This is a genomic window from Klebsiella sp. BIGb0149, from assembly GCF_004362605.1.
GTDB lineage: Bacteria > Pseudomonadota > Gammaproteobacteria > Enterobacterales > Enterobacteriaceae > Klebsiella > Klebsiella terrigena.
The window spans coordinates 163,594-185,333 of sequence record NZ_SNYG01000005.1 but is presented as its reverse complement, the minus strand read 5'-3'; the positions used below and the strand labels follow the sequence as shown (position 1 = coordinate 185,333).

The 21,740-nt window shown below is 56.9% G+C and carries 18 protein-coding genes; 11 read left to right on the top strand and 7 right to left on the bottom strand.

The genetic code is table 11. The features are described from left to right. The first annotated feature begins 127 nt into the window (after nucleotides 1-127). From mazG to eno, 3 genes are all read left to right on the top strand, one after another. Nucleotides 128-919: a nucleoside triphosphate pyrophosphohydrolase gene (gene mazG / locus EDF75_RS18205; protein ID WP_045857532.1), complete on the top strand. Its 792-nt coding sequence runs from the start codon at nucleotides 128-130 to the stop codon at nucleotides 917-919. Between the two features lie 224 nt (nucleotides 920-1,143). Then, nucleotides 1,144-2,781, top strand: a complete 1,638-nt coding sequence (pyrG, locus tag EDF75_RS18200; protein ID WP_041146974.1) for a glutamine hydrolyzing CTP synthase — start codon at nucleotides 1,144-1,146, stop codon at nucleotides 2,779-2,781. An 80-nt stretch (nucleotides 2,782-2,861) separates the two neighbouring features. Next, nucleotides 2,862-4,160 (top strand): phosphopyruvate hydratase, encoded by a 1,299-nt coding sequence (gene eno, locus EDF75_RS18195; protein ID WP_041146973.1) that lies wholly within the window; start codon nucleotides 2,862-2,864, stop codon nucleotides 4,158-4,160. A 68-nt stretch (nucleotides 4,161-4,228) separates the two neighbouring features. On the opposite strand, the gene EDF75_RS18190 is transcribed toward eno, so the two are convergent. Then, complete coding sequence (locus EDF75_RS18190; protein ID WP_133600407.1) at nucleotides 4,229-5,338, bottom strand: SDR family oxidoreductase; 1,110 nt, start codon at nucleotides 5,336-5,338, stop codon at nucleotides 4,229-4,231. 481 nt (nucleotides 5,339-5,819) lie between these two features. Between EDF75_RS18190 and queE the strand changes: the two genes are divergently transcribed. Next, the gene (queE, locus tag EDF75_RS18185) at nucleotides 5,820-6,491 is read left to right on the top strand and encodes a 7-carboxy-7-deazaguanine synthase QueE (RefSeq protein WP_133600406.1); all 672 of its coding nucleotides are present in this window, start codon (nucleotides 5,820-5,822) and stop codon (nucleotides 6,489-6,491) included. Nucleotides 6,492-6,529: 38 nt separating this feature from the next. Here queE and EDF75_RS18180 read toward each other — a convergent pair whose 3' ends face one another. Beyond that, complete coding sequence (locus EDF75_RS18180; RefSeq protein WP_133600405.1) at nucleotides 6,530-8,008, bottom strand: FGGY-family carbohydrate kinase; 1,479 nt, start codon at nucleotides 8,006-8,008, stop codon at nucleotides 6,530-6,532. A gap of 25 nt (nucleotides 8,009-8,033) precedes the next feature. Next, complete coding sequence (locus EDF75_RS18175; protein ID WP_133600404.1) at nucleotides 8,034-9,332, bottom strand: MFS transporter; 1,299 nt, start codon at nucleotides 9,330-9,332, stop codon at nucleotides 8,034-8,036. A 318-nt stretch (nucleotides 9,333-9,650) separates the two neighbouring features. Between EDF75_RS18175 and EDF75_RS18170 the strand changes: the two genes are divergently transcribed. The 5 genes from EDF75_RS18170 to EDF75_RS18150 all read left to right on the top strand — a co-directional run bounded on the left by EDF75_RS18170 (nucleotide 9,651) and on the right by EDF75_RS18150 (nucleotide 15,219). After that, complete coding sequence (locus EDF75_RS18170; protein WP_115192015.1) at nucleotides 9,651-10,436, top strand: SDR family oxidoreductase; 786 nt, start codon at nucleotides 9,651-9,653, stop codon at nucleotides 10,434-10,436. A gap of 193 nt (nucleotides 10,437-10,629) precedes the next feature. Next, on the top strand, nucleotides 10,630-12,084 hold the full coding sequence (locus EDF75_RS18165; RefSeq protein WP_133600403.1) for an FAD-binding oxidoreductase: 1,455 nt from the start codon (nucleotides 10,630-10,632) through the stop codon (nucleotides 12,082-12,084). A 111-nt stretch (nucleotides 12,085-12,195) separates the two neighbouring features. Beyond that, entirely contained in the window at nucleotides 12,196-13,608 is a 1,413-nt protein-coding gene (locus tag EDF75_RS18160) for an MFS transporter (protein ID WP_133600402.1), read from the top strand. After that, a complete protein-coding gene (locus EDF75_RS18155) occupies nucleotides 13,586-14,368 on the top strand; it encodes an adenine nucleotide alpha hydrolase family protein (RefSeq protein WP_133600401.1) in 783 nt (260 codons plus the stop codon). Before EDF75_RS18160 ends, EDF75_RS18155 begins: the two co-directional genes overlap by 23 nt. Then, complete coding sequence (locus EDF75_RS18150; protein WP_133600400.1) at nucleotides 14,365-15,219, top strand: electron transfer flavoprotein subunit alpha/FixB family protein; 855 nt, start codon at nucleotides 14,365-14,367, stop codon at nucleotides 15,217-15,219. The genes EDF75_RS18155 and EDF75_RS18150 overlap by 4 nt, the downstream gene beginning before the upstream one ends. Here EDF75_RS18150 and EDF75_RS18145 read toward each other — a convergent pair. From EDF75_RS18145 to queD, 4 genes are all read right to left on the bottom strand, one after another. Beyond that, a complete protein-coding gene (locus EDF75_RS18145; RefSeq protein ID WP_041146964.1) occupies nucleotides 15,216-15,791 on the bottom strand; it encodes a glycerol-3-phosphate responsive antiterminator in 576 nt (191 codons plus the stop codon). The genes EDF75_RS18150 and EDF75_RS18145 overlap by 4 nt on opposite strands. Nucleotides 15,792-15,877: 86 nt before the next feature. Next, complete coding sequence (locus EDF75_RS18140; protein ID WP_133600399.1) at nucleotides 15,878-16,138, bottom strand: ferredoxin family protein; 261 nt, start codon at nucleotides 16,136-16,138, stop codon at nucleotides 15,878-15,880. Beyond that, nucleotides 16,129-17,400, bottom strand: a complete 1,272-nt coding sequence (locus EDF75_RS18135) for an FAD-dependent oxidoreductase (RefSeq protein WP_133600398.1) — start codon at nucleotides 17,398-17,400, stop codon at nucleotides 16,129-16,131. The genes EDF75_RS18140 and EDF75_RS18135 overlap by 10 nt, the downstream gene beginning before the upstream one ends. Nucleotides 17,401-17,480: 80 nt before the next feature. Beyond that, nucleotides 17,481-17,843, bottom strand: a complete 363-nt coding sequence (queD, locus tag EDF75_RS18130; RefSeq protein ID WP_133600397.1) for a 6-carboxytetrahydropterin synthase QueD — start codon at nucleotides 17,841-17,843, stop codon at nucleotides 17,481-17,483. Between the two features lie 319 nt (nucleotides 17,844-18,162). Here queD and cysJ point away from each other — a divergent pair, with 319 nt between their 5' ends. Both cysJ and cysI read left to right on the top strand, forming a co-directional pair. Beyond that, nucleotides 18,163-19,962: an NADPH-dependent assimilatory sulfite reductase flavoprotein subunit gene (cysJ, locus tag EDF75_RS18120; protein ID WP_133600396.1), complete on the top strand. Its 1,800-nt coding sequence runs from the start codon at nucleotides 18,163-18,165 to the stop codon at nucleotides 19,960-19,962. Then, nucleotides 19,962-21,674: an assimilatory sulfite reductase (NADPH) hemoprotein subunit gene (gene cysI / locus EDF75_RS18115; protein ID WP_133600395.1), complete on the top strand. Its 1,713-nt coding sequence runs from the start codon at nucleotides 19,962-19,964 to the stop codon at nucleotides 21,672-21,674. Before cysJ ends, cysI begins: the two co-directional genes overlap by 1 nt. Nucleotides 21,675-21,740 lie beyond the last annotated feature (66 nt).

Genomic DNA, 21,740 nt, shown 5'->3' with positions numbered 1-21,740 from the left:
CACCAGCCTCTCCCGGCAGGGAGAGGTTGCCTCTGGCTCGGCCCCGGCGCTGCCGGCATCGGGCTGCGGCTCTCTGACTAAACGGGGTGGGTGAGGGGAAATACGCGTAATTTTGCAAGGAATCACCATGACTCAAATCGACCGCCTGCTCGGCATTATGCAACGCCTGCGCGACCCGGAAACCGGCTGCCCGTGGGACAAAGAGCAGACCTTTGCCACCATTGCCCCCTATACCCTCGAAGAAACCTACGAAGTGCTGGACGCTATCGCCCGCGAAGATTTTGACGATCTGCGCGGCGAGCTGGGAGACCTGCTGTTCCAGGTGGTGTTCTACGCCCAGATGGCGCAGGAAGAGGGGCGCTTTGCCTTTGACGACGTTTGCGCGGCTATCAGCGACAAGCTGGAGCGCCGCCATCCGCATATCTTCGGCGATGCCAGCGCCGGTACCAGCAGCGAAGTGCTGGCGCGCTGGGAAGAGATAAAAAGCGCCGAGCGGGCGGAAAAATCCCAACACTCCGCGCTGGATGATATTCCGCACAGCCTGCCGGCGCTGATGCGCGCGCATAAAATACAGAAGCGCTGCTCGGGAGTGGGCTTTGACTGGACCTCGCTCGGCCCGGTGCTGGACAAGGTGCACGAGGAGATCGATGAGGTGATGCACGAAGTGCAGCAGGCGGTGGTAGATGAAGCTAAACTGGAGGAGGAAGTCGGCGACCTGCTGTTTGCGACGGTCAATTTATCCCGTCATTTAGGCGTCAAAGCTGAGGTTGCGCTGCAAAAAGCCAACCTGAAATTTGAGCGTCGCTTCCGCGAAGTTGAGCGCATTGTGAGCGCGCGCGGGCTGGAGATGACCGGCGTGGACCTCGATACCATGGAAGAAGTGTGGCAAGAGGTAAAGCGGCAGGAAACTGATCTCTAACGAGTTTTCGTGATCAAGCGCTATTTGTGTGATTTTTTAAATGACAAGCGCTTGATTTGCGTCAAAAACATTTACCCAAAAGGGGCTATTTTCTCACTCCCTATGTTTGTCATGACCTGGAAAGGAGACGGAGTAATGAAAGTTTGTGGCGCTCGTCGTGTTCGGGTATACTACTTTCCCGTCCTGGTTATTCCATCGTTTCACCCTAACTTCTCAGGTTCAGCATGACAACGAACTATATTTTTGTGACCGGCGGGGTCGTATCCTCTCTGGGTAAAGGCATTGCCGCAGCATCCCTCGCAGCTATTCTCGAGGCCCGTGGGCTTAACGTGACCATGATGAAACTGGATCCGTACATCAACGTCGATCCGGGTACCATGAGTCCTATCCAACACGGGGAAGTGTTCGTTACTGAAGACGGCGCTGAAACCGACCTGGACCTGGGCCATTACGAGCGTTTCATCCGCACCAAAATGAGCCGCCGCAATAACTTCACTACGGGTCGTATTTACTCCGACGTCCTGCGCAAAGAGCGCCGTGGTGATTACCTGGGCGCAACCGTACAGGTTATTCCGCACATTACGAATGCGATTAAAGAGCGCGTGCTTGCCGGTGGCGAAGGTCACGACGTGGTGCTGGTTGAAATCGGCGGTACCGTCGGTGATATCGAATCCCTGCCGTTCCTCGAAGCTATCCGTCAGATGGCGGTAGAAATTGGCCGCGAGCATACCCTGTTTATGCATTTGACCCTGGTGCCGTACATGGCAGCAGCCGGTGAAGTCAAAACCAAACCGACTCAGCACTCCGTAAAAGAGCTGCTTTCTATCGGTATTCAGCCAGATATTCTGATCTGCCGCTCCGATCGGGCGGTCCCGGCGAACGAACGTGCTAAAATTGCATTGTTCTGTAACGTCCCGGAAAAGGCCGTTATTTCTCTGAAAGATGTCGATTCCATTTATAAAATTCCGGGCCTGTTGAAATCTCAGGGCCTGGACGATTATATTTGTAAACGATTCAGCTTGAACTGTCCGGAAGCAAACCTGGCCGAATGGGAACAGGTTATCTACGAAGAAGCTAACCCGGCAGGCGAAGTCACCATCGGTATGGTCGGTAAGTACATTGAGCTGCCGGATGCCTACAAATCGGTGATTGAAGCGCTGAAACACGGCGGTCTGAAAAATCGCGTGACCGTTAACATCAAGCTGATTGATTCGCAGGATGTGGAAACGCGCGGCGTCGAAATTCTGAAGAATTTAGATGCTATCCTGATCCCGGGCGGCTTCGGCTACCGCGGCGTTGAAGGTAAGATTGCCACCGCGCGCTTTGCGCGTGAAAACAATATTCCATATCTGGGTATCTGCCTGGGTATGCAGGTTGCGCTGATTGAGTTCGCGCGCAACGTAGCGGGGATGGAGAACGCCAACTCCACGGAATTTGTGCCAGACTGTAAGTTCCCGGTTGTGGCGCTGATTACCGAATGGCGTGATGAAGAAGGCAACGTCGAAGTTCGTACCGAGAGAAGCGATCTCGGTGGCACCATGCGCCTGGGCGCGCAGCAGTGCCAGCTGGACGAAGATAGCCTGGTACGCCAGCTGTACGGCGAGCCGACAATCACCGAGCGCCATCGTCACCGTTATGAAGTCAACAACATGTTGTTGAAACCTATTGAAAATGCGGGCCTGCGCGTTGCGGGCCGTTCCGGGGACGATCAGTTGGTCGAGATCATCGAGGTGCCGAACCATCCGTGGTTTGTTGCCTGCCAGTTCCACCCGGAGTTTACTTCTACGCCGCGTGATGGTCATCCGCTGTTCGCTGGTTTTGTGAAAGCGGCAAGCGAGTACCAGAAGCGTCAGGCGAAGTAAAAGAGTTAGAACGGCAATGCACCCATCCGGGTGCATTGTTTGTCTGGAGTTTTAGTTTAACTTGTACTGAGGAAAATCTAATGTCCAAAATCGTTAAAGTCATCGGTCGTGAAATCATCGACTCCCGTGGTAACCCGACTGTTGAAGCCGAAGTACACCTGGAAGGTGGTTTCGTTGGTATGGCAGCAGCTCCGTCAGGTGCTTCTACTGGTTCCCGCGAAGCGCTGGAACTGCGCGATGGCGACAAATCCCGTTTCATGGGCAAAGGCGTACTGAAAGCTGTTGGCGCGGTTAACGGCCCGATCGCTCAGGCAATCCTTGGCAAAGACGCCAAAGACCAGGCTGGCATCGACAAGATCATGATCGATCTGGACGGTACTGAAAACAAATCTAACTTCGGTGCGAACGCAATCCTGGCCGTGTCCCTGGCGAACGCCAAGGCAGCAGCAGCTGCTAAAGGTCAGCCGCTGTTCGAACACATTGCTGAGCTGAACGGTACTCCGGGCAAATACTCCATGCCGGTTCCGATGATGAACATCATCAACGGCGGCGAGCACGCGGACAACAACGTCGACATCCAGGAATTTATGATTCAGCCGGTTGGCGCTAAATCCCTGAAAGAAGCCGTACGTATGGGTTCTGAAGTGTTCCATAACCTGGCTAAAGTTCTGAAAGCTAAAGGCATGAACACTGCAGTGGGTGACGAAGGCGGCTACGCGCCGAACCTGGGCTCTAACGCTGAAGCTCTGGCAGTTATCGCTGAAGCGGTTAAAGCTGCTGGCTACGAGCTGGGCACCGACATCACTCTGGCGATGGACTGCGCGGCTTCTGAATTCTACAAAGACGGTAAATACGTTCTGGCCGGCGAAGGCAACAAAGCGTTCACCTCTGAAGAGTTCACTCACTTCCTGGAAGACCTGACCAAACAGTACCCGATCGTCTCTATCGAAGACGGTCTGGACGAATCTGACTGGGACGGCTTTGCATACCAGACTAAAGTTCTGGGCGACAAAATCCAGCTGGTTGGTGACGATCTGTTCGTAACCAACACCAAGATCCTGAAAGAAGGTATCGACAAAGGCATCGTTAACTCCATCCTGATCAAATTCAACCAGATCGGTTCTCTGACCGAAACTCTGGCTGCGATCAAAATGGCGAAAGACGCTGGCTACACTGCCGTTATCTCTCACCGTTCAGGCGAAACTGAAGACGCTACCATCGCTGACCTGGCTGTTGGTACCGCTGCAGGCCAGATCAAAACCGGTTCTATGAGCCGTTCTGACCGCGTTGCTAAATACAACCAGCTGATTCGTATCGAAGAAGCTCTGGGCGAAAAAGCACCGTACAACGGTCGTAAAGAGATCAAAGGTCAGGCATAAGCCGGTCTTTATCTGATATAAAAATGCCAGTCTGCGGACTGGCATTTTTTTTGTCCGCAGACCGGCGATTATTTAAAGTCGACGGCCATCTGCTGCGGAATAGAAAGCCCGCGGGTCGTTTGCACGCAGCGGTCAATGTAATCGGTAAAGCGCGGCGGTTTAGGCATCCCCATACTCAGCAGCTTATCGTTACTGAAGCGGACGTTAAGCGTGGCGAACGCGCCGTACAGGCGCATGGCTTTGAGCATCAGGCGCTCATTGCACGGACCAAAGATATCTTTTAGCTCACGGCGCATCTTAACCAGCGTTTCGTAGCTCACCTGGGCATAGCTATCGCCAACCGGCAGACGCTCCAGCGCTGAGGCCATCGCGCTGTCAATCTCGGCAAACCTGACGCTATTTTCTTCCCCTGCCGAGATATGCACCACTTCTCCACGAGCCAGCGGGCTGTCGAGCAGCATCAGCAGCGCGTCGGCACAGTAATCAACGGGAATAACGTCAATTCTGTCCTCCATCGAACACATGAACTTTTGCAGCATCAGGCCCATGCTGAATACCCAGAAGATGCTGCTGGAGGGCTGGCAGCCGTGATGGGTATGGCCGACGACGATAGAAGGGCGGGCGATAGTCAGCGGCAGCGTCGGGCACGCCTGCTGCATCAGCCGCTCGATGGTCGATTTAGAATGCGTGTACTCGACAAGATGTTCGGCGCGCTCGCGGAATTCGGCGCTTTCCGCAACCAGAGAATCAGGTTCCGGCGAGCACGACATTGCCGTGCCAACGTGCAGGAAGCGCTGTAGCCCGGAGACCTCGGCCATGCGTTGGGCAAAGCGGAGCGTCCCCTCAACGTTGACTTTCCAGATCAGCGGATTGTTGCCGAACGAGGCGACGGCGGCGCAGTTGAGCACGTGGGTGACGCCATCGAGGCGCGGATCGGCAAGGAATTCCTCAGGATTCGCCAAATCGCCCAGCAGGATGTGCCGGGCGCTCAGCGTCGCCAGCGCCTCCTCGGCGATATTGAATTTACGCAGATTGTCTTTAACCCGGGCAAGCGCTGCTTCACCATTATTGGCACGAACTAAAAGCAGCAGATTAACCCCATTTTTTTGATTGAGGATATTCTCTAAAACTGCTCCACCCAGAAATCCGGTAACGCCTGTTATTAATAATGTCTTCATGAATACAGTCTCATCATGGTTAGTGAAGTGGATTCTAGGCGGGCTAAACTAAACGGTGGGTAAATGGCAAATGGGCCATTTAGGCCAATCCTTAAGACGGTATTAAGGTTATGAACGGGCGCGGATTGGATTCGACATCAGGCTATTTATAAAGATTCGATCTTTCATGTATCAGTTTGTATATTACTGATTTTGTTTGTTATTTTATTTATTATTCAGGTTTTTATATTTTTCATTAATGTCATAATTAAAATTTTTTGTTACATCAAAGACGGGGATCTAAAAAATAAAATGAATTATTACCGGGCGGCGGATAGATTTATAAACTGGCGGCGTGAAGAGGAACAATAGCCGCGGTTTGACCCTCCGATGTCTGGCCTGCGGGCCGAGGGGAGGGAAGCGCGCGCCATCGCAGCTGAGGACAAGACCTGGGCGTGCAAATCTGCGATAATGATCGTTTAGAACCTAAACAGAGATGATTATGCAGTACCCGATTAACGAGATGTTCCAGACCTTGCAAGGCGAGGGTTACTTTACCGGCGTGCCCGCCATTTTTATTCGCCTGCAGGGATGCCCGGTTGGTTGCGCCTGGTGCGATACCAAACATACCTGGGACAAACTTGCCGATCGGGAAGTGTCGCTGTTTAGCATTCTGGCGAAAACCAAAGAGAGCGACAAATGGGGCCCGGCCAGCGGCGAAGATCTGCTGGCGATCATTGGCCGTCAGGGGTGGACCGCCCGTCACGTGGTGATCACCGGCGGTGAGCCCTGCATCCACGATCTCACCCCGCTGACGACCCTGCTTGAGCATAACGGCTTCAGCTGCCAGATTGAAACCAGCGGTACCCATGAGGTGCGCTGCAGCCCGCGGGCCTGGGTGACGGTTTCCCCTAAGGTCAACATGCGTGGCGGTTACGACGTGCTGTCGCAGGCGCTGCTGCGCGCGGATGAAATCAAGCATCCGGTGGGTCGCGTGCGCGATATCGAAGCGCTGGATGAACTGCTGGACACGCTGACCGACGACAAGCCGCGGATTATCGCTCTGCAGCCTATCAGCCAGAAAGAGGATGCGACGCGTCTCTGCATCGAGACCTGCATCGCCCGCAACTGGCGGCTGTCGATGCAAACGCACAAGTATCTGAATATTGCCTGATCAATCGCCGGGTAGCTACGTACTACCCGGCGCGTCCGTTACGCGTTCGACCAGCTTTGAATCGCGTCAACGTTTTCCAGGCTACCGTGGGTGACCGCATACGACTTTTTCAAAATCGTATCCGTATACGTGGTTAACTCCCTGAAGATCCCCTTATTTAATGCCTCATACCGGCTGGCATTCTTCTCTATCGGCATAAAGGTATCTTTTACCCGCACCATATTTGCTACCGCTGCCGCGTAGGAGGGGTACAAACCCAATCCAACCGCGGCGTTGATTGCCGCCCCGAGGCTTGCACAGCCGTTAATCGCGTTGCGTCTGGCCGGCAGGTTAAATACATCGGCGAAGATCTGCATAAAGAGGTCGCTGTTCGAACCCCCGCCGGTAATGATGATATATTTAGCGAAGTGATTCATTTCATTGCACATATTGTCGTAGTTATTTTTCAACGTCAGCGCAATGCTCTCCAGAATGGAGCGATAAATCCACGCGTAATCCATGCCGGAATCAAAACCGATCATGATCCCGCGCTTATAGGGCTCCCAGGGGTTCGTTAACCAGTCCAGTACGGTCATTAAACCGTTGCAGCCCGGCGGCACCGCTGCAGCCTTTTTATTTAACAGATCTTCCGGCGACAGGCCCTGGGCCCCGGCGTCCTTAATCAAAGATTCGCCCAGCATGTCCCGCAGCCAGCTCACCGTCCACATTCCTTTGCGAATACCGTACCCCTCATAGAGCAGCGTCTCGGGAATGGAGGACATAATCGGCCAGTAGGCGACGGGATCTTTCGGCAGCGCTTTACCGTTCATCATCAGGGCGATATAGGTGCCCAATGAGATAACCGCCGTTTCATCATCCAGCAGCCCTGCGCCGAGCGCCTCAACCGGCTTATCGCTGGTGGTGCAGATAACGGGCAATCCCGCCGGGAAGCCGGTTGCGCGGGCCGCCTGGCCGGTGAGATGACCCAGAATCGTGCCGGGCATCTGCACGTCGAATAGCATCCGGCGCGGAATATTAAACTGCTTAACGACCTCGTCGTTGTCGCTCCACCCCCAGGTTTTATAATCCACCGGCCACTGACCAAAGTAGTTGGCGATATTGTCCTTAAACTCGCCGGTTAAGCGGTGCGATAGATAGCCGGAAAATGAGGTGACCCAGGCCACGTCGGGATTGGTGTGCTCATAAGGCCGGGTGACGCGGGCGTCCTGCCAGCTAATCAGCGGTTCCGCGGGCGTACCGTCGGCTTTAAGGAGCGCGCGGCAGCAGCGGATGGAGCCCAGACCGATGCCGACAATATCTTCTTTCTGGCCCGCGAACCGGCTCATCAGATCCTTCCCGGCGAGGCAAAGCGAGGTCCACAAATCATCATCAGGATGCTCCGCCGTATCGGCGTCCGGGGTGTGCATGGGCTGCAGCAGGCCCTTTCCCTCGCACACCACGTTTCCCTGCAGGTCGTACATCACGACCTTGGTACTCTGGCTCCCGCCATCGATTCCAATGATGTATTTCTTCGACATTATTATTCTCCTTTAATTTTCACCCTCACTCGCCGGCAGTCTCTGCGGCAAGCGATGCCTCGCGCGCTGTCGCGGCGTCGGTGCGGCGTATTTTTCGAAACAGCAAAAAGGTAAAGAGGATCACCATACACAGCGCGGCCAGGCCCATCAGCCACATATTGCGGTAGGCGTCTGCGGCGGGGAGAGTGTCCTGCCAGTGGCCGACGATCGGATAGACAAAAACGTCGGGCAGGAAGCCGATGACCGAGCAGATACCGACGGTTGTTCCCATAATATAGCCCGGGGTCCTCGCTTCGCCGGGGCAGGCCCAATAGAGCCCGCGCGAAGCGTAGCAGGTGAAGCCCAGCAGCAGAATCAGGCCGATCCCCATTGCGACGGACTGCGGATTTGAATTGGTCGCCAGCAGGGCGACCAGCGCCAGAACCCCCACGACCGACAGCAGCTGAATGACGCGGGTCGGGGATTTGACTCTGCTGTAGGTGGTAATAATGCCGCCCAGCGGGCCGCAAATCGCGCGGAAGATTTTGTTGATGACGATCCCCATATAGCTCGCGGCTACCAGCGACATACCGTACATTTCCGTCAGGTAGTTGGTGGAGTAGCTGAGGATGGCGTAGATGGTAAAGACGCCAAAGATGACCATGCTGCAGTACCAGGTGGTGCTGATGCGCAGGACCGCGAGGATATCGCTTAGCTGAAACGCTTTTTTCTCTTCCTGCGCCTCGCCGCCGCGCTGGGGCGCGTCGCTGACAAAGAACCAGCACAATATCCCCAGCAGGATGTAAACCACGCTGTAAATCAGGATAACGACCTTCAGGCTGTTGCTATCGTCGGGCGCGAAGCGGGAAAATGCCCACATGGTAAATACCGCCAGCGACATAACGCCAACGCCGCGCAGCCCCTCCATCCAGCCCATGATTTTCCCCTGCTCGTTATGATCGCCGAGCAGCGAGGCAGCTTTAATTGAAACGGACCACAGCATCAGAATGGTGGTGATGGCAAAGGCGACCTGAATACAAAGCATGGCCCACAGCGGTGGATAGGTTGCCATTATTAAACCGAGCAGGCCGGTCACGATCATCGCTGAAGTAATCATTTTGCGATGCGATAATTTATCGGCAATAACCCCACTGGGAGCATAGAGAATAATGGCGGTAATACCAAAGGTGCTCATAATTAAGCCGATTTCGGTATTGCTAAATCCCATGAATTTTGCCATTGGGATTTGATAGATATAGCGTAAATAGGCAAGGTCAAAGCTGACTCCGCCGCTAAAGCTAATAATGGCAAGCGTTATCCAACGGCGATATGAATTCTGTTGCATATCGTGATCTCATTTTGAATAGACGAAAAAAAGAGAAAAGTAAACCGCCTTTGCAGGTGGATTACTTTTCTCTGGTCTCTAGTAATTGCGATTAGGAATAACATGCCGGCGTGGGCTTTAGTGTGAGAATAATCACGCTTCGTAGTTTTACGCATAATTTATGCGTGAAATATTTATCTGTGATTGCGATCACATTAGGTGTCCGGACGCTGTGCTAAAAATTTAGCTCAGTTACCAGAGACAATGAGAAAGGTAGCTTCCCTCTCGTGGGGGAAGTTACCTTTCTTTTTTTTTGCCTAAAGGAATTTGGAGTCAACTATGTCAATCGAATCTCTTAACGCGTTCTCAATGGATTTCTTCTCTCTGAAAGGTAAAACGGCAATTGTCACCGGCGGCAATAGCGGGCTGGGTCAGGCCTTTGCTATGGCGCTGGCGAAAGCCGGCGCGAATCTGTTTATCCCAAGCGTCGTCAAGGACAACGGAGAGACAAAAGAAATCATTGAAAAACAGGGCGTTGAAGTTGAGTTTATGCAGGTGGATATTACCGCCAAAGGCGCGCCGCAGCGGATCATTGCCGCCTGCTGTGAACGCTTTGGCACGGTCGATATCCTGGTCAACAATGCCGGGATTTGTAAGCTCAATAAGGTGCTGGACTTCGGGCGGGCGGACTGGGATCCGATGATCGATGTTAACCTGACGGCGCCGTTCGAGCTCAGCCACGAAGCGGCAAAAATTATGATCCCGCAAAACAGCGGCAAAATTATTAATATCTGCTCGTTATTTTCTTACCTCGGCGGCCAGTGGTCACCGGCTTATTCGGCAACTAAGCACGCGCTTGCCGGTTTCACTAAAGCCTATTGCGACGAGCTAGGTCAGTATAATATTCAGGTCAACGGCATCGCCCCTGGCTATTATGCTACCGATATTACGCTGGCTACCCGCAGCAATCCGGAAACCAATCAGCGCGTGCTGGACCATATTCCGGCAAACCGCTGGGGTGATACTCAGGATCTCATGGGAGCAGCCGTATTTTTAGCCAGTCAGGCATCCAATTATGTTAACGGCCATCTGCTGGTGGTCGATGGCGGTTATCTGGTGCGTTAATTTTCAATCGGTGGTTTCTGTATTTTTATTTATTGTCTTACGTAATATTACTCAATATGCATCGAGGCTGAAATAAAACAATTCCCCGTAAACATCGCACCCGATGTCATTGGGGTTTATGCCGGCCGTTAATAAAGAAGCAGCTTGCGTGATGCCGCGTCTATTCCGAATTAATTATCAGGAAGGTATTACTATGTCTTTATCCCGTGAAGCGATTGTTGACCAGTTAAAAGAAATCGTCGGTTCCGATCGCGTGATCACCGATGAAACCGTTTTAAAGCGCAACAGTATTGACCGCTTTCGTAAATATGCCGATATCCACGGCGTCTTTACGCTGCCGCTGCCCGCCGCGGTCGTCAAGCTAGGCTCCACCGAACAGGTTTCAAGCGTGCTGTCCTTTATGAACCAGCATAAGATCAACGGGGTTCCGCGTACCGGCGCCTCGGCGACCGAAGGCGGCCTCGAAACCGTCGTGGAAAATTCCGTGGTGCTGGACGGCGCCGGGATGAACCAAATCCTGAACATTGATATCGAAAATATGCAGGCAACCGCGCAGTGCGGCGTGCCGCTGGAAATTCTCGAAAACGCGCTGCGGGCAAAAGGCTACACCACCGGGCACTCGCCGCAGTCCAAGCCGCTGGCGCAGATGGGGGGTCTGGTGGCAACCCGCAGCATCGGCCAGTTTTCCACGCTCTACGGGGCGATCGAAGATATGGTGGTCGGGCTGGAGGCCGTGCTGCCCGACGGCACCGTCACCCGCATCAAAAACGTTCCGCGCCGCGCCGCCGGGCCGGATATTCGCCATATCATCATCGGTAACGAAGGTGCGCTGTGCTATATCACTGAAGTGACGGTGAAAATCTTCAGGTTCACGCCGGAAAATAACCTGTTCTACGGCTACGTGCTGGACGATATGAAGGTGGGCTTCAGCATCCTGCGCGAGGTCATGGTGGAAGGCTATCGTCCGTCGATCGCCCGCCTGTACGATGCCGAGGATGGCACCCAGCACTTTACCCATTTTGCCGATGGCAAATGCGTGCTGATCTTTATGGCCGAAGGCAATCCGCTGATAGCGAAAGCCACCGGCGAAGGGATTGCGCAGGTCGTTGCGCGCTATCCGCAGTGCCGGCGCGTAGACAGCAAGCTGATTGAAACCTGGTTTAACCACCTCAACTGGGGCCCGGAAAAGGTGGCCGCCGAACGCGTGCAGATCCTCAAAACCGGCAACATGGGCTTTACCACCGAGGTATCGGGCTGCTGGAGCTGCATCAATGAGATCTACGAAAGCGTTCTCAACCGCATCCGCACCGAGTTCCCGCACGCCGACGACATCACCATGCTGGGCGGCCACTCTTCTCATAGCTATATGAACGGCACCAACATGTACTTCGTCTACGACTACAACGTGGTGGACTGCAAGCCGGAGGAGGAGATTGATAAGTACCACAACCCGCTCAACAAGATCATTTGCGAAGAGACCATTCGCCTCGGCGGCTCGATGGTGCATCACCACGGGATTGGTAAACACCGCGTTCACTGGAGCAAGCTGGAGCACGGCAGCGCGTGGCCGCTGCTGGAAGGGCTGAAGAAGCAGTTTGATCCAAACGGTATCATGAATACCGGGACGATTTACCCGATTGAAAAATAATAGCGATAGCCAAAATAATTCGGCTCGCCTGCGGGTCCTTAAAGCGCCCATCCCCTGGAGCAACGATTGCGATGTGACGGGGGAAAGCAAACGCAGCAGGCGGCTTGAAGTATGAGGACTATACACGGCTTCTCAACCGGGAAGCCGTTTTTGCCGGACCATGAAGGGGGAGAAATGAACGCTTCACCGGTGCGAATGGACGATCTGCCGCTTAACGGCTTTCACTGCCGTATTGCCGCACTAACCTTCGGCGCGCATCTGGTTGACGGCTACGTCCTCGGCGTCATCGGTTACGCCATTATCCAGCTGACTCCCGCCATGCGCCTGACGCCTTTTATGGCCGGGATGATCGGCGGGGCGGCGCTGCTTGGCCTGTTTATCGGCAGCCTGATCCTCGGATGGGTCTCGGATCATATTGGCCGGCAGAAGATTTTCAACCTCAGCTTTGTCCTGATTACCGTCGCCTCTTTTCTACAGTTTTTTGCCACCACGCCTGAACAGCTCATTGGCCTGCGGATCCTCATAGGCATTGGCCTGGGCGGGGATTACTCCGTGGGCCATACGCTGCTCGCCGAATTCGCGCCGCGCCGACATAGAGGCATTCTGCTCGGCGCGTTTAGCGTGGTGTGGACCATCGGTTACGTTCTGGCAAGCCTCGCCGGGCACCATTTTATTAGCGAAAACCCGGAGGCCTGGCGCTGGCTGCTGGCCTCGTCCGCGCTGCCGGCCCTGCTCATCACGCTGCTGCGCTGGGGGACGCCGGAGTCTCCGCGCTGGCTGTTGCGCCAGGGCCGCTTCGCCGAGGCCCATGCCGTGGTGCGCCGCTGTTTCGGCCCGCACGTGCTGCTCGGCGATGAGGTGGTGGCGGCAAGCAATAAACGCATCGGAACGCTATTTTCACCGCGCTACTGGCGGCGAACGGCGTTTAATAGCATCTTCTTCGTCTGCCTGGTGATCCCGTGGTTCGTTATCTATACCTGGCTGCCCACCATCGCGGAAACCATCGGTCTTGAAGATGCGCTCACCGCCAGCCTGCTGCTGAATGCGCTGCTGATCGTTGGCGCGCTGCTGGGCCTGGTATTAACCCATCTGCTGGCCCACCGTCATTTTCTGCTCGGCAGCTTTCTGCTGCTGGCGGCGACGCTAATCGTTATGGCCTGTCTGCCGGCGGGCAGCCACTGGACGCTGCTGCTTTTTATCTTATTCAGCACCACGATTTCGGCGGTCAGCAACCTGGTGGGGATTTTACCGGCGGAAAGCTTTCCTACGGATATCCGCTCGCTGGGCGTTGGCTTCGCAACCGCCATGAGCCGGCTTGGCGCCGCCATCAGCACCGGCCTGCTGCCCTGGACCCTGGCGCAGTGGGGGATGACGGTTACCCTTTTGCTATTGGCCGGCGTACTGCTGATCGGCTTTGTGGTGACCTGGCTGTGGGCCCCGGAAACCAAAGCGCTGCCGCTGGCCGCTGCCGGAAGCGGCGATAAAAGACAAGGAGGAGCGAATGAACGTTCTGTTGGCGTTTAAGCCGGAGCCGGACGCCGGCATGCTGGCGGAAAAGGACTGGCAGGCCGCCGCGCTGGATACCCCCGGGCCGGATGTTTCACTATTGCGCAGCGCCATCGGCGCCGATGAGCAGGCCGCCGCCGCGCTGCTGCTGGCTCAGCGCAATGCGGGCTGCGGGATGACCCTGAGCGCATTAAGCATTGGCGACGAGCGCGCGCTGCACTGGCTGCGCTACTTTGCCGCGCTGGGCTTTGATCAGCGGGTGCTGCTGGAGACGGCAGCGGATCTGCGCTTTGCGCCCTCGTTTATCGCCGGACAGATTGCCGGCTGGCAGCGCAGCCGCGGCGGGGAGCTGATCGTGACCGGCTGTCAGAGCAGCGAGGGGCAAAATGGCCAGACGCCGTTTCTGCTGGCGGAAATGCTCGGCTGGCCCTGTTTCACCCAGGTTGAACGCTTTACGCTCGAACCGCCTTTTGTCGTTGTCGAGCAGCGCACGGACGCCGGCATCCGCCGCTGCCGGGTGCGGCTACCGGCGGTGATTGCCGTCAGGCAGTGCGGCGAAGTGGCGCTCCCGGTACCCGGCATGCGCCAGCGCCTGGCGGCGGCAAAGGCGGACATCGTGCGCCAGGCGGCGACCGCTGAGGCGACGCCTGACGTTCAGTGCCTGCGCCTGATGCGCCCGGCTCCGCGGCGCGCGGCCGTTATCGTTGAAGGCGCGACGGCGCAGGAGAAAGCCAGGACGCTGTGGGAGAACTATTTATGCCAGAGGATGCGGCCATGAAGATGGCGATAGTGATGGCGGCCGGCGACAGCACCGCGATAGGCGGGTGGCTTGCGGCAAACGATCTTGCTGCGGCGGATCTCGAGCGCTGGACGCCAGACGCCGGGGCGGAGGTTGCCGGGCAGCTTCTGGATGCGCTGGTCGCTCAGTGGCGGCAGACGCCGGTGGATATAGTGCTGTTCCCGGCGGGCGCGCTGGCCGATGAGCTGGCCACGCGGCTGGCCTGGCGCCTGCGGGGATGCAGCGTGTGCCAGGTGCAATCGCTGAACGCGGCGGAAGGCTGGGTGACGAAGCCTCATTGGGGCAACGCGCTGACGGCCACGCTGGAGGTGAGCACCCGGCCGCTGTGCCTCTCCCTGGCGCGCCAGCCCGGGGGGAAGGCGGACGGGGATTTCCCTTGCGGCCTGCCGGAGCGCCGTATCGTCTCCGCGGCGCAGCCCGAGTGGCTGACGGAGATTGAGCGCGTAGAGCGCGCGGGCGCGCACCCTTTAGCCACGGCGGAGCGGGTGCTGGTTGTCGGGCAGGGCGGAGAGGAGGCCGATGCGGGAAGCATCGCGGCGCTTGCGCAAAACCTTGGCGCGGAAGCGGGCTACAGCCGCGGGCGGGTGATGAACGGCGGTCATGACGCCGATCGCCTGGTGGGGATATCCGGCCATCTGCTGGCCCCGGATATCTGCATTGTGGCGGGCGCATCGGGCGCGGCGGCGCTGATGGCGGGAGTGCGCGACAGCCGGTTTATCGTGGCGATTAATCATGACGCCAGCGCGCCGGTATTTTCTCAAGCGGACGTCGGCATCGTGGATGACTGGCTACCGGTGCTTGAAGCACTGGCAGCCAGCGCGCACGATTAATTAAGCTGCTTCGCTAATTTCCAGACGCCGGTGTTGGTGGTTGAAAGGGCCGCCACGCCGGCTTTCATCGCATTACGCGCATCCTCTTCGTCGCAGACCAGACCGCCGGCAATCAGCGGCTGGTGAATCTTCTCCGTCACCCATCCCAGCACTTTTGGCATACAGCCCGGCAGGATTTCAATACAGTCCGGGTTGGACTGCGCCACCTGCTTGTCGATATTGTGAAAGGAAATGGAGTCGACGATAAACAGGCGATGAATGCAGAAAAAGCCTTCCGCCCTGGCCGCTTTCAGCATCGGCGCTTTGGTACTGATGATGCCGTCCGCTTCGGTCACCAGCTTCAAAAACTGAATCACCACCTCTTTATTCGACGCCCCCTCCAGCAGGTCGACATGAATAAATGCGTATTTCCCGGCGTTTTTGATTTTCTTTACGATGTTGCTGATGGTGCAGATATTGCCGTACAGCACGGAAATAAACTGGCACTCGGAATCGATGGCTAACTGCAGGCTGGCGTTATCTTTGACGGCCGCGATGACCGGATTTTGTCGTAGCAGGTGTAACAGAGGCATGGTGTGTCCTTCGTATTTTTCTCGTCATCATTCAGGCTGCGAATGCGCTAGCCTTCCTGCAGCCTGAATTATTTAGCGCCGTTTTATTAGCCAAAACGGAATGTAATACCAAATCCAGAGTCAGGATAGCGCCATTCTTTGAGCGTTGCCTCATCGCATAATAGCCGGCAGGTGCCGCACTCCAGGCATCCCCGGTAGTCGACCTGCACGCCGCCTTCCGCCGTTCGCGAAAAAAGCCCGGCGGGACAGGAGGCAATGAGCCGTTCGACGACTTCCCGGTCGGGCGCAGCCGTCGGGACAATATGCGGGTCGGCGGCGGGGCGCCAGACGTTACGTGCTACAGACATCGTAAGCTCCTGACAAGATCGCCTGCCAGATGACGCAGGCCGTGACGGCGAAGATGACGCCAGACTATCTGACGCAGCGGCGGGACGGGGCCTTCGCCCTGCTGCCAGAGTTCGCGGGAGATATCGTCCATCAGCGCGGGCCAGCGGTGATACCAGCCGGGGCGCTGCAGCAGCGCGGGAACGTGCCGGTAACGCTGGAGCACCTCCCACAGCAGGCTGCGCTCGATCTCCTGATGGTATTGCGCAAACAGATTTTGCGGCGCGTCGTGCCGGCAGGCGTGGATTAACGTTTGCGCCGCCGCCTGGGCGCCGATTAAGGCCATGTCCATTCCGCGCACGGTGAAGCCGGTATTGACGCAGGTGCGCAGCGCGTCGCCCACCAGCAGCCAGCCATCCCCGGCATACCGCGCCGGCATGCCGTGCAGGCCGCCTTCAGGTACCAGATGCGCGCCGTATTCCAGCGTTTCGCTGCCCTGCAGCAGAGGGCGCAGGGCCGGGTGCGATTTAAGCCGGTCCAGCAGCCCGGAGGCAGGCGTCTCCCCTTTTCCCAGCGAGGAGAGTGGACATACGATACCGAATGAGAGCGTCTCCTGATTGGTATAAAGGAACGCGCCGCCGGGTAAATCGCCGCAGACTCCGCCGGTGAATATCATGGCGGAGCCCTCGTTACCCTCGAGGCGGAAACGATCTTCCAGCGTCTTGCGATCCATCGCCAGCACCGCTTTGATCCCCAGCGCCATGGCGGTTGGGGACGGGCGCGGGAGTAAACCGTGACGCTCCGCCAGCTCGCTGTTGGCCCCTTCCGCCAGCACCACGTAGCGGGTGCGCAGCGTTTCGTTGTCGCAAATGACCCCGCAAACCCGGCCGTTTTCACGATGCAGCGCCGTGACCGTCGTACCGGTAATGCACTGGACGCCTTCGCCTTCGGCCTGGCTAACCAGCCACGGATCGAAACGGGCGCGCAGTAAACTCCAGGAGTCGCCGCCGGGCTGCAGGCTGGAATAGGTTGTGGCGCCATAGTCGGTCAGCAGGGTCAGGTTTTCCTGGGTGATACGGCGTTCAAGCGGGGCGGATTGTTGAAAATGAGGGAGAAGTTCGGCGAGAGCGCGGCAATACAGGCGCCCGCCGGAGAGATTTTTGCTGCCGGGAAGTTCGCCGCGTTCGAGCAGCAGGACCGAAAGTCCTGCCCGCGCGCAGCGTAGAGCACAGGCGGTGCCGGCTATCCCTGCACCGATGATAATAATATCAAAATCGTCAGCCATATTGCGCCCCAGATACCGAGAACGTCTAGGCTAACATGGCGTTATCTAAGGAATATTGACCATCGACACAAAGGCTTTAATCACTCGCCGCGATAGATGCAGCCCGCCGTGCAGGTCTCTTTAATCATCACCGCGCTCAGCAGCGGTACAACGGGCTTAACCTGTTGCCAAATCCAGCGCGACAGCACTTCGCTGGTCGGGTTTTCCAGCCCTGGAATATCGTTCAGATAGTAGTGATCCAGGCGATCGTAGGTCGGCTTGAAGGCGGCCTTCAGCTCGGAAAAATCCATGATCCAACCCGTATGCGGATCGACTTCGCCGGTAATCTCCAGACGCACCATAAAAGAGTGACCGTGCAGGCGACCGCACTTATGACCTTCCGGTACGTGGGGCAGGCGGTGGGCGGCTTCGAAGATAAAATCTTTAAACAGGGTGGTGGACATCTTTTACTCTCAATAAGACAAAAAAACCGCCGTAGGGTACCGGAAAGCACATTTTTTAGCATTAACTAAAACGGCCCTGAGCGGAAAATCGCCACATTCACCGAACTGGCGCATATTATCTCTTTATATTTCATGTGGTTATTTAATCGATTTTGTTGTTAATAACTATAGGTAAAACAGGTTAGTCCATTTGGTTATTTGTTATTTCCATCCCTTATTTAATTGTTACTATCTGCGCCGTTAACCTTACATTCTCTTCTGTTTTTGCCGCGCTGACAGGGTGCGAATAACAGCTTTGCTTACTGGAACATAACGACGCATGACGACACAGGTCCCACCTTCCAATTTGCTCCCGCTCAACCCGGAGCAAATGGCGCGCCTGCAGGCGGCCACGACAGACTTCACTCCGACCCAGCTTGCCTGGGTTTCCGGCTATTTTTGGGGCGTGCTGAATCAGCATCCCGGCGCGGTGGCTGCCGCTCCGGCCCCGGCAGCGGAAGTCCCGAGCATTACGCTGCTTTCCGCCTCGCAAACCGGCAACGCCCGCCGCGTGGCAGAAGCGCTGCGTGACGACCTTCAGGCAGCGCAGCTGAACGTCAAGCTGGTTAACGCAGGCGACTATAAATTCAAACAAATAGCCTCCGAAAAACTGCTGATCGTCGTGACCTCAACCCAGGGCGAAGGTGAGCCGCCGGAAGAAGCCGTCGCGCTGCATAAATTCCTGCTCTCGAAAAAAGCGCCGAAGCTCGAAGGCACCGCTTTTGCGGTCTTTGGTCTTGGCGATACCTCCTACGAATTCTTCTGCCAGTCGGGTAAAGACTTCGACAGCAGGCTGGCCGAGCTGGGCGGGGAGCGCCTGCTCGATCGCGTTGACTCCGACGTTGAATATCAGGGCGCTGCGGCCGAATGGCGCACCCGCGTGGTCGAGGTGCTGAAAGCCCGCGCCCCGGCGGCAACGCCGGCTCAGCTGGCGACAAGCGGCGCGGTCAATGACATTCACACCAGCCCCTATACCAAAGAAGCGCCGCTGACCGCGACGCTTTCGGTAAACCAAAAAATCACCGGCCGTGATTCGGAAAAAGACGTGCGCCACGTTGAAATCGATCTTGGCGACTCCGGCCTGCGCTATCAGCCCGGCGATGCGCTGGGCGTCTGGTATCAGAACGATCCGGCGCTGGTCAACGAGCTGGCCGAACTGCTGTGGCTGAAGGGCGACGAGCCGGTTAGCGTAGACGGCAAGACGCTGCCGCTGGCCGAAGCACTGACGTGGCACTTTGAGCTGACGGTGAACACCGCCAACATCGTGGAGAACTATGCCACCCTAACGCGCAGCGAAACGCTGCTGCCGCTGGTGGGCGATAAAGCGCAGCTGCAGCACTACGCCGCCACCACGCCGATCGTCGATATGGTGCGCTTCTCTCCGGCACAGCTGGATGCCCAGGCGCTGATTGACCTGCTGCGCCCGCTCACGCCGCGCCTGTACTCGATCGCCTCGTCGCAGGCGGAAACGGAAAACGAAGTTCACGTTACCGTCGGCGTGGTGCGCTATGAGATCGAAGGCCGCGCGCGCGCCGGCGGCGCTTCCAGCTTCCTTGCCGATCGCGTGGAAGAAGATGGCGAAGTCCGCGTCTTTATCGAACACAATGATAACTTCCGCCTGCCTGCTAATCCGCAGACGCCGGTCATCATGATTGGCCCGGGTACCGGCATTGCGCCATTCCGCGCATTTATGCAGCAGCGCGCGGCGGAAGGCGCCGAGGGCAAGAACTGGCTGTTCTTCGGCAACCCGCACTTTACGGAAGATTTCCTTTACCAGGTTGAATGGCAAAGCTACGTCAAAGAGGGCGTACTGAGCCGCATCGATCTGGCCTGGTCCCGCGATCAACAACAAAAAGTCTACGTTCAGGACAAGCTGCGCGAGCAGGGGGCCGAACTGTGGCGCTGGATTAATGACGGCGCCCATATTTATGTCTGCGGCGACGCCAATCGCATGGCGAAAGACGTTGAGCGGACGCTGCTGGAAGTGATTGCCGAATTTGGCGCGATGGACGCCGAAGCGGCGGACGAATTTTTAAGTGAGCTGCGCGTTGAGCGCCGTTATCAGCGAGATGTCTACTAATGAGCGAAAAACATCCAGGACCGCTGGTGGTCGAAGGTAAACTGACCGACGCCGAGCGTATGAAGGTAGAGAGTAACTACCTGCGCGGCACCATCGCAGAAGACTTAAACGACCCCCTCACCGGCGGCTTTAGGGGCGATAACTTCCTGCTGATCCGCTTTCACGGCATGTATCAGCAGGATGACCGCGACATCCGCGCCGAACGCGCGGCGCAGAAGCTGGAGCCGCGTCACGCGATGCTGCTCCGCTGCCGCCTGCCGGGCGGGGTGATCACCACCAAACAGTGGCAGGCGATTGATAAGTTTGCCGCCGATAACACCATCTACGGCAGCATTCGTCTGACCAACCGTCAGACCTTCCAGTTCCATGGCATTCTGAAGAAGAACGTCAAGCCGGTGCACCAGATGCTGCACTCGGTGGGGCTGGACGCGCTGGCGACGGCCAACGATATGAACCGTAACGTGCTGTGCACCTCTAACCCCAACGAGTCTCAGCTGCATGCTGAAGCCTACGAGTGGGCGAAAAAGATCTCCGAGCACCTGCTGCCGCGCACCCGCGCCTACGCCGAGATCTGGCTCGATCAGAAGAAGGTGGCCACCACCGACGAAGAGCCGATCCTTGGCCAGACCTATCTGCCGCGTAAGTTCAAAACCACCGTGGTTATTCCGCCGCAGAACGATATCGATCTGCACGCCAACGACATGAACTTCGTGGCGATTGCCGAAAACGGCAAGCTGGTGGGCTTTAACCTGCTGGTGGGCGGCGGTCTGTCCATTGAGCACGGCAACAAGAAAACCTACGCGCGCACCGCCAGCGAATTCGGCTACCTGCCGCTTGAGCACACTTTGGCCGTGGCGGAAGCGGTGGTCACGACCCAGCGCGACTGGGGCAACCGTACCGACCGCAAAAATGCGAAAACGAAATACACCCTGGAACGCGTTGGCGTTGAGACCTTCAAGGCCGAAGTTGAGCGCCGTGCCGGCATTAAATTCGAGCCGATCCGCGCCTACGAGTTTACCGGTCGCGGCGATCGGATTGGCTGGGTGAAAGGTATCGACAATAACTGGTACCTGACGCTGTTTATTGAAAACGGCCGTATCCTTGATTATCCGGGGCGTCCGCTGAAAACGGGTCTGCTGAAGATTGCTAAGATCCATAAAGGCGAGTTCCGCATTACGGCGAACCAAAACCTGATTATTGCCGGCGTGCCGGAAGAGCAGAAGGCGAAGATCGAGAAGCTGGCTCGCGATCACGGGTTGATGAATAGCGTCACCCCGCAGCGTGAAAACTCGATGGCCTGCGTCTCCTTCCCGACCTGTCCGCTGGCGATGGCCGAGGCGGAGCGCTTCCTGCCGTCATTTATCGATAAGGTGGACGGCGTGATGAGCAAGTACGGGGTGGGCGAGGAGCATATCGTCACCCGCGTGACCGGCTGCCCGAACGGCTGCGGCCGCGCCCTGCTGGCGGAGGTTGGCCTGATCGGTAAAGCGCCGGGCCGTTACAACCTGCACCTTGGCGGCAACCGCAGCGGAACGCGTATTCCGCGTATGTATCGCGAAAATATTACCGAGTCGGAAATTCTCGACTCGATTGACGAACTGGTCGGGCGCTGGGCGAAAGAGCGCGAAGCGGGTGAAGGCTTCGGCGACTTTACGGTGCGTGCGGGTATCGTGCGCCCGGTGCTCGATCCAGCCCGTGATTTCTGGGAATAAAGGTCTTTATCCACGCCTGACGATCCCCTCTCCGTTGACGGGAAGGGGATAAGGTGAAGGGAAAAT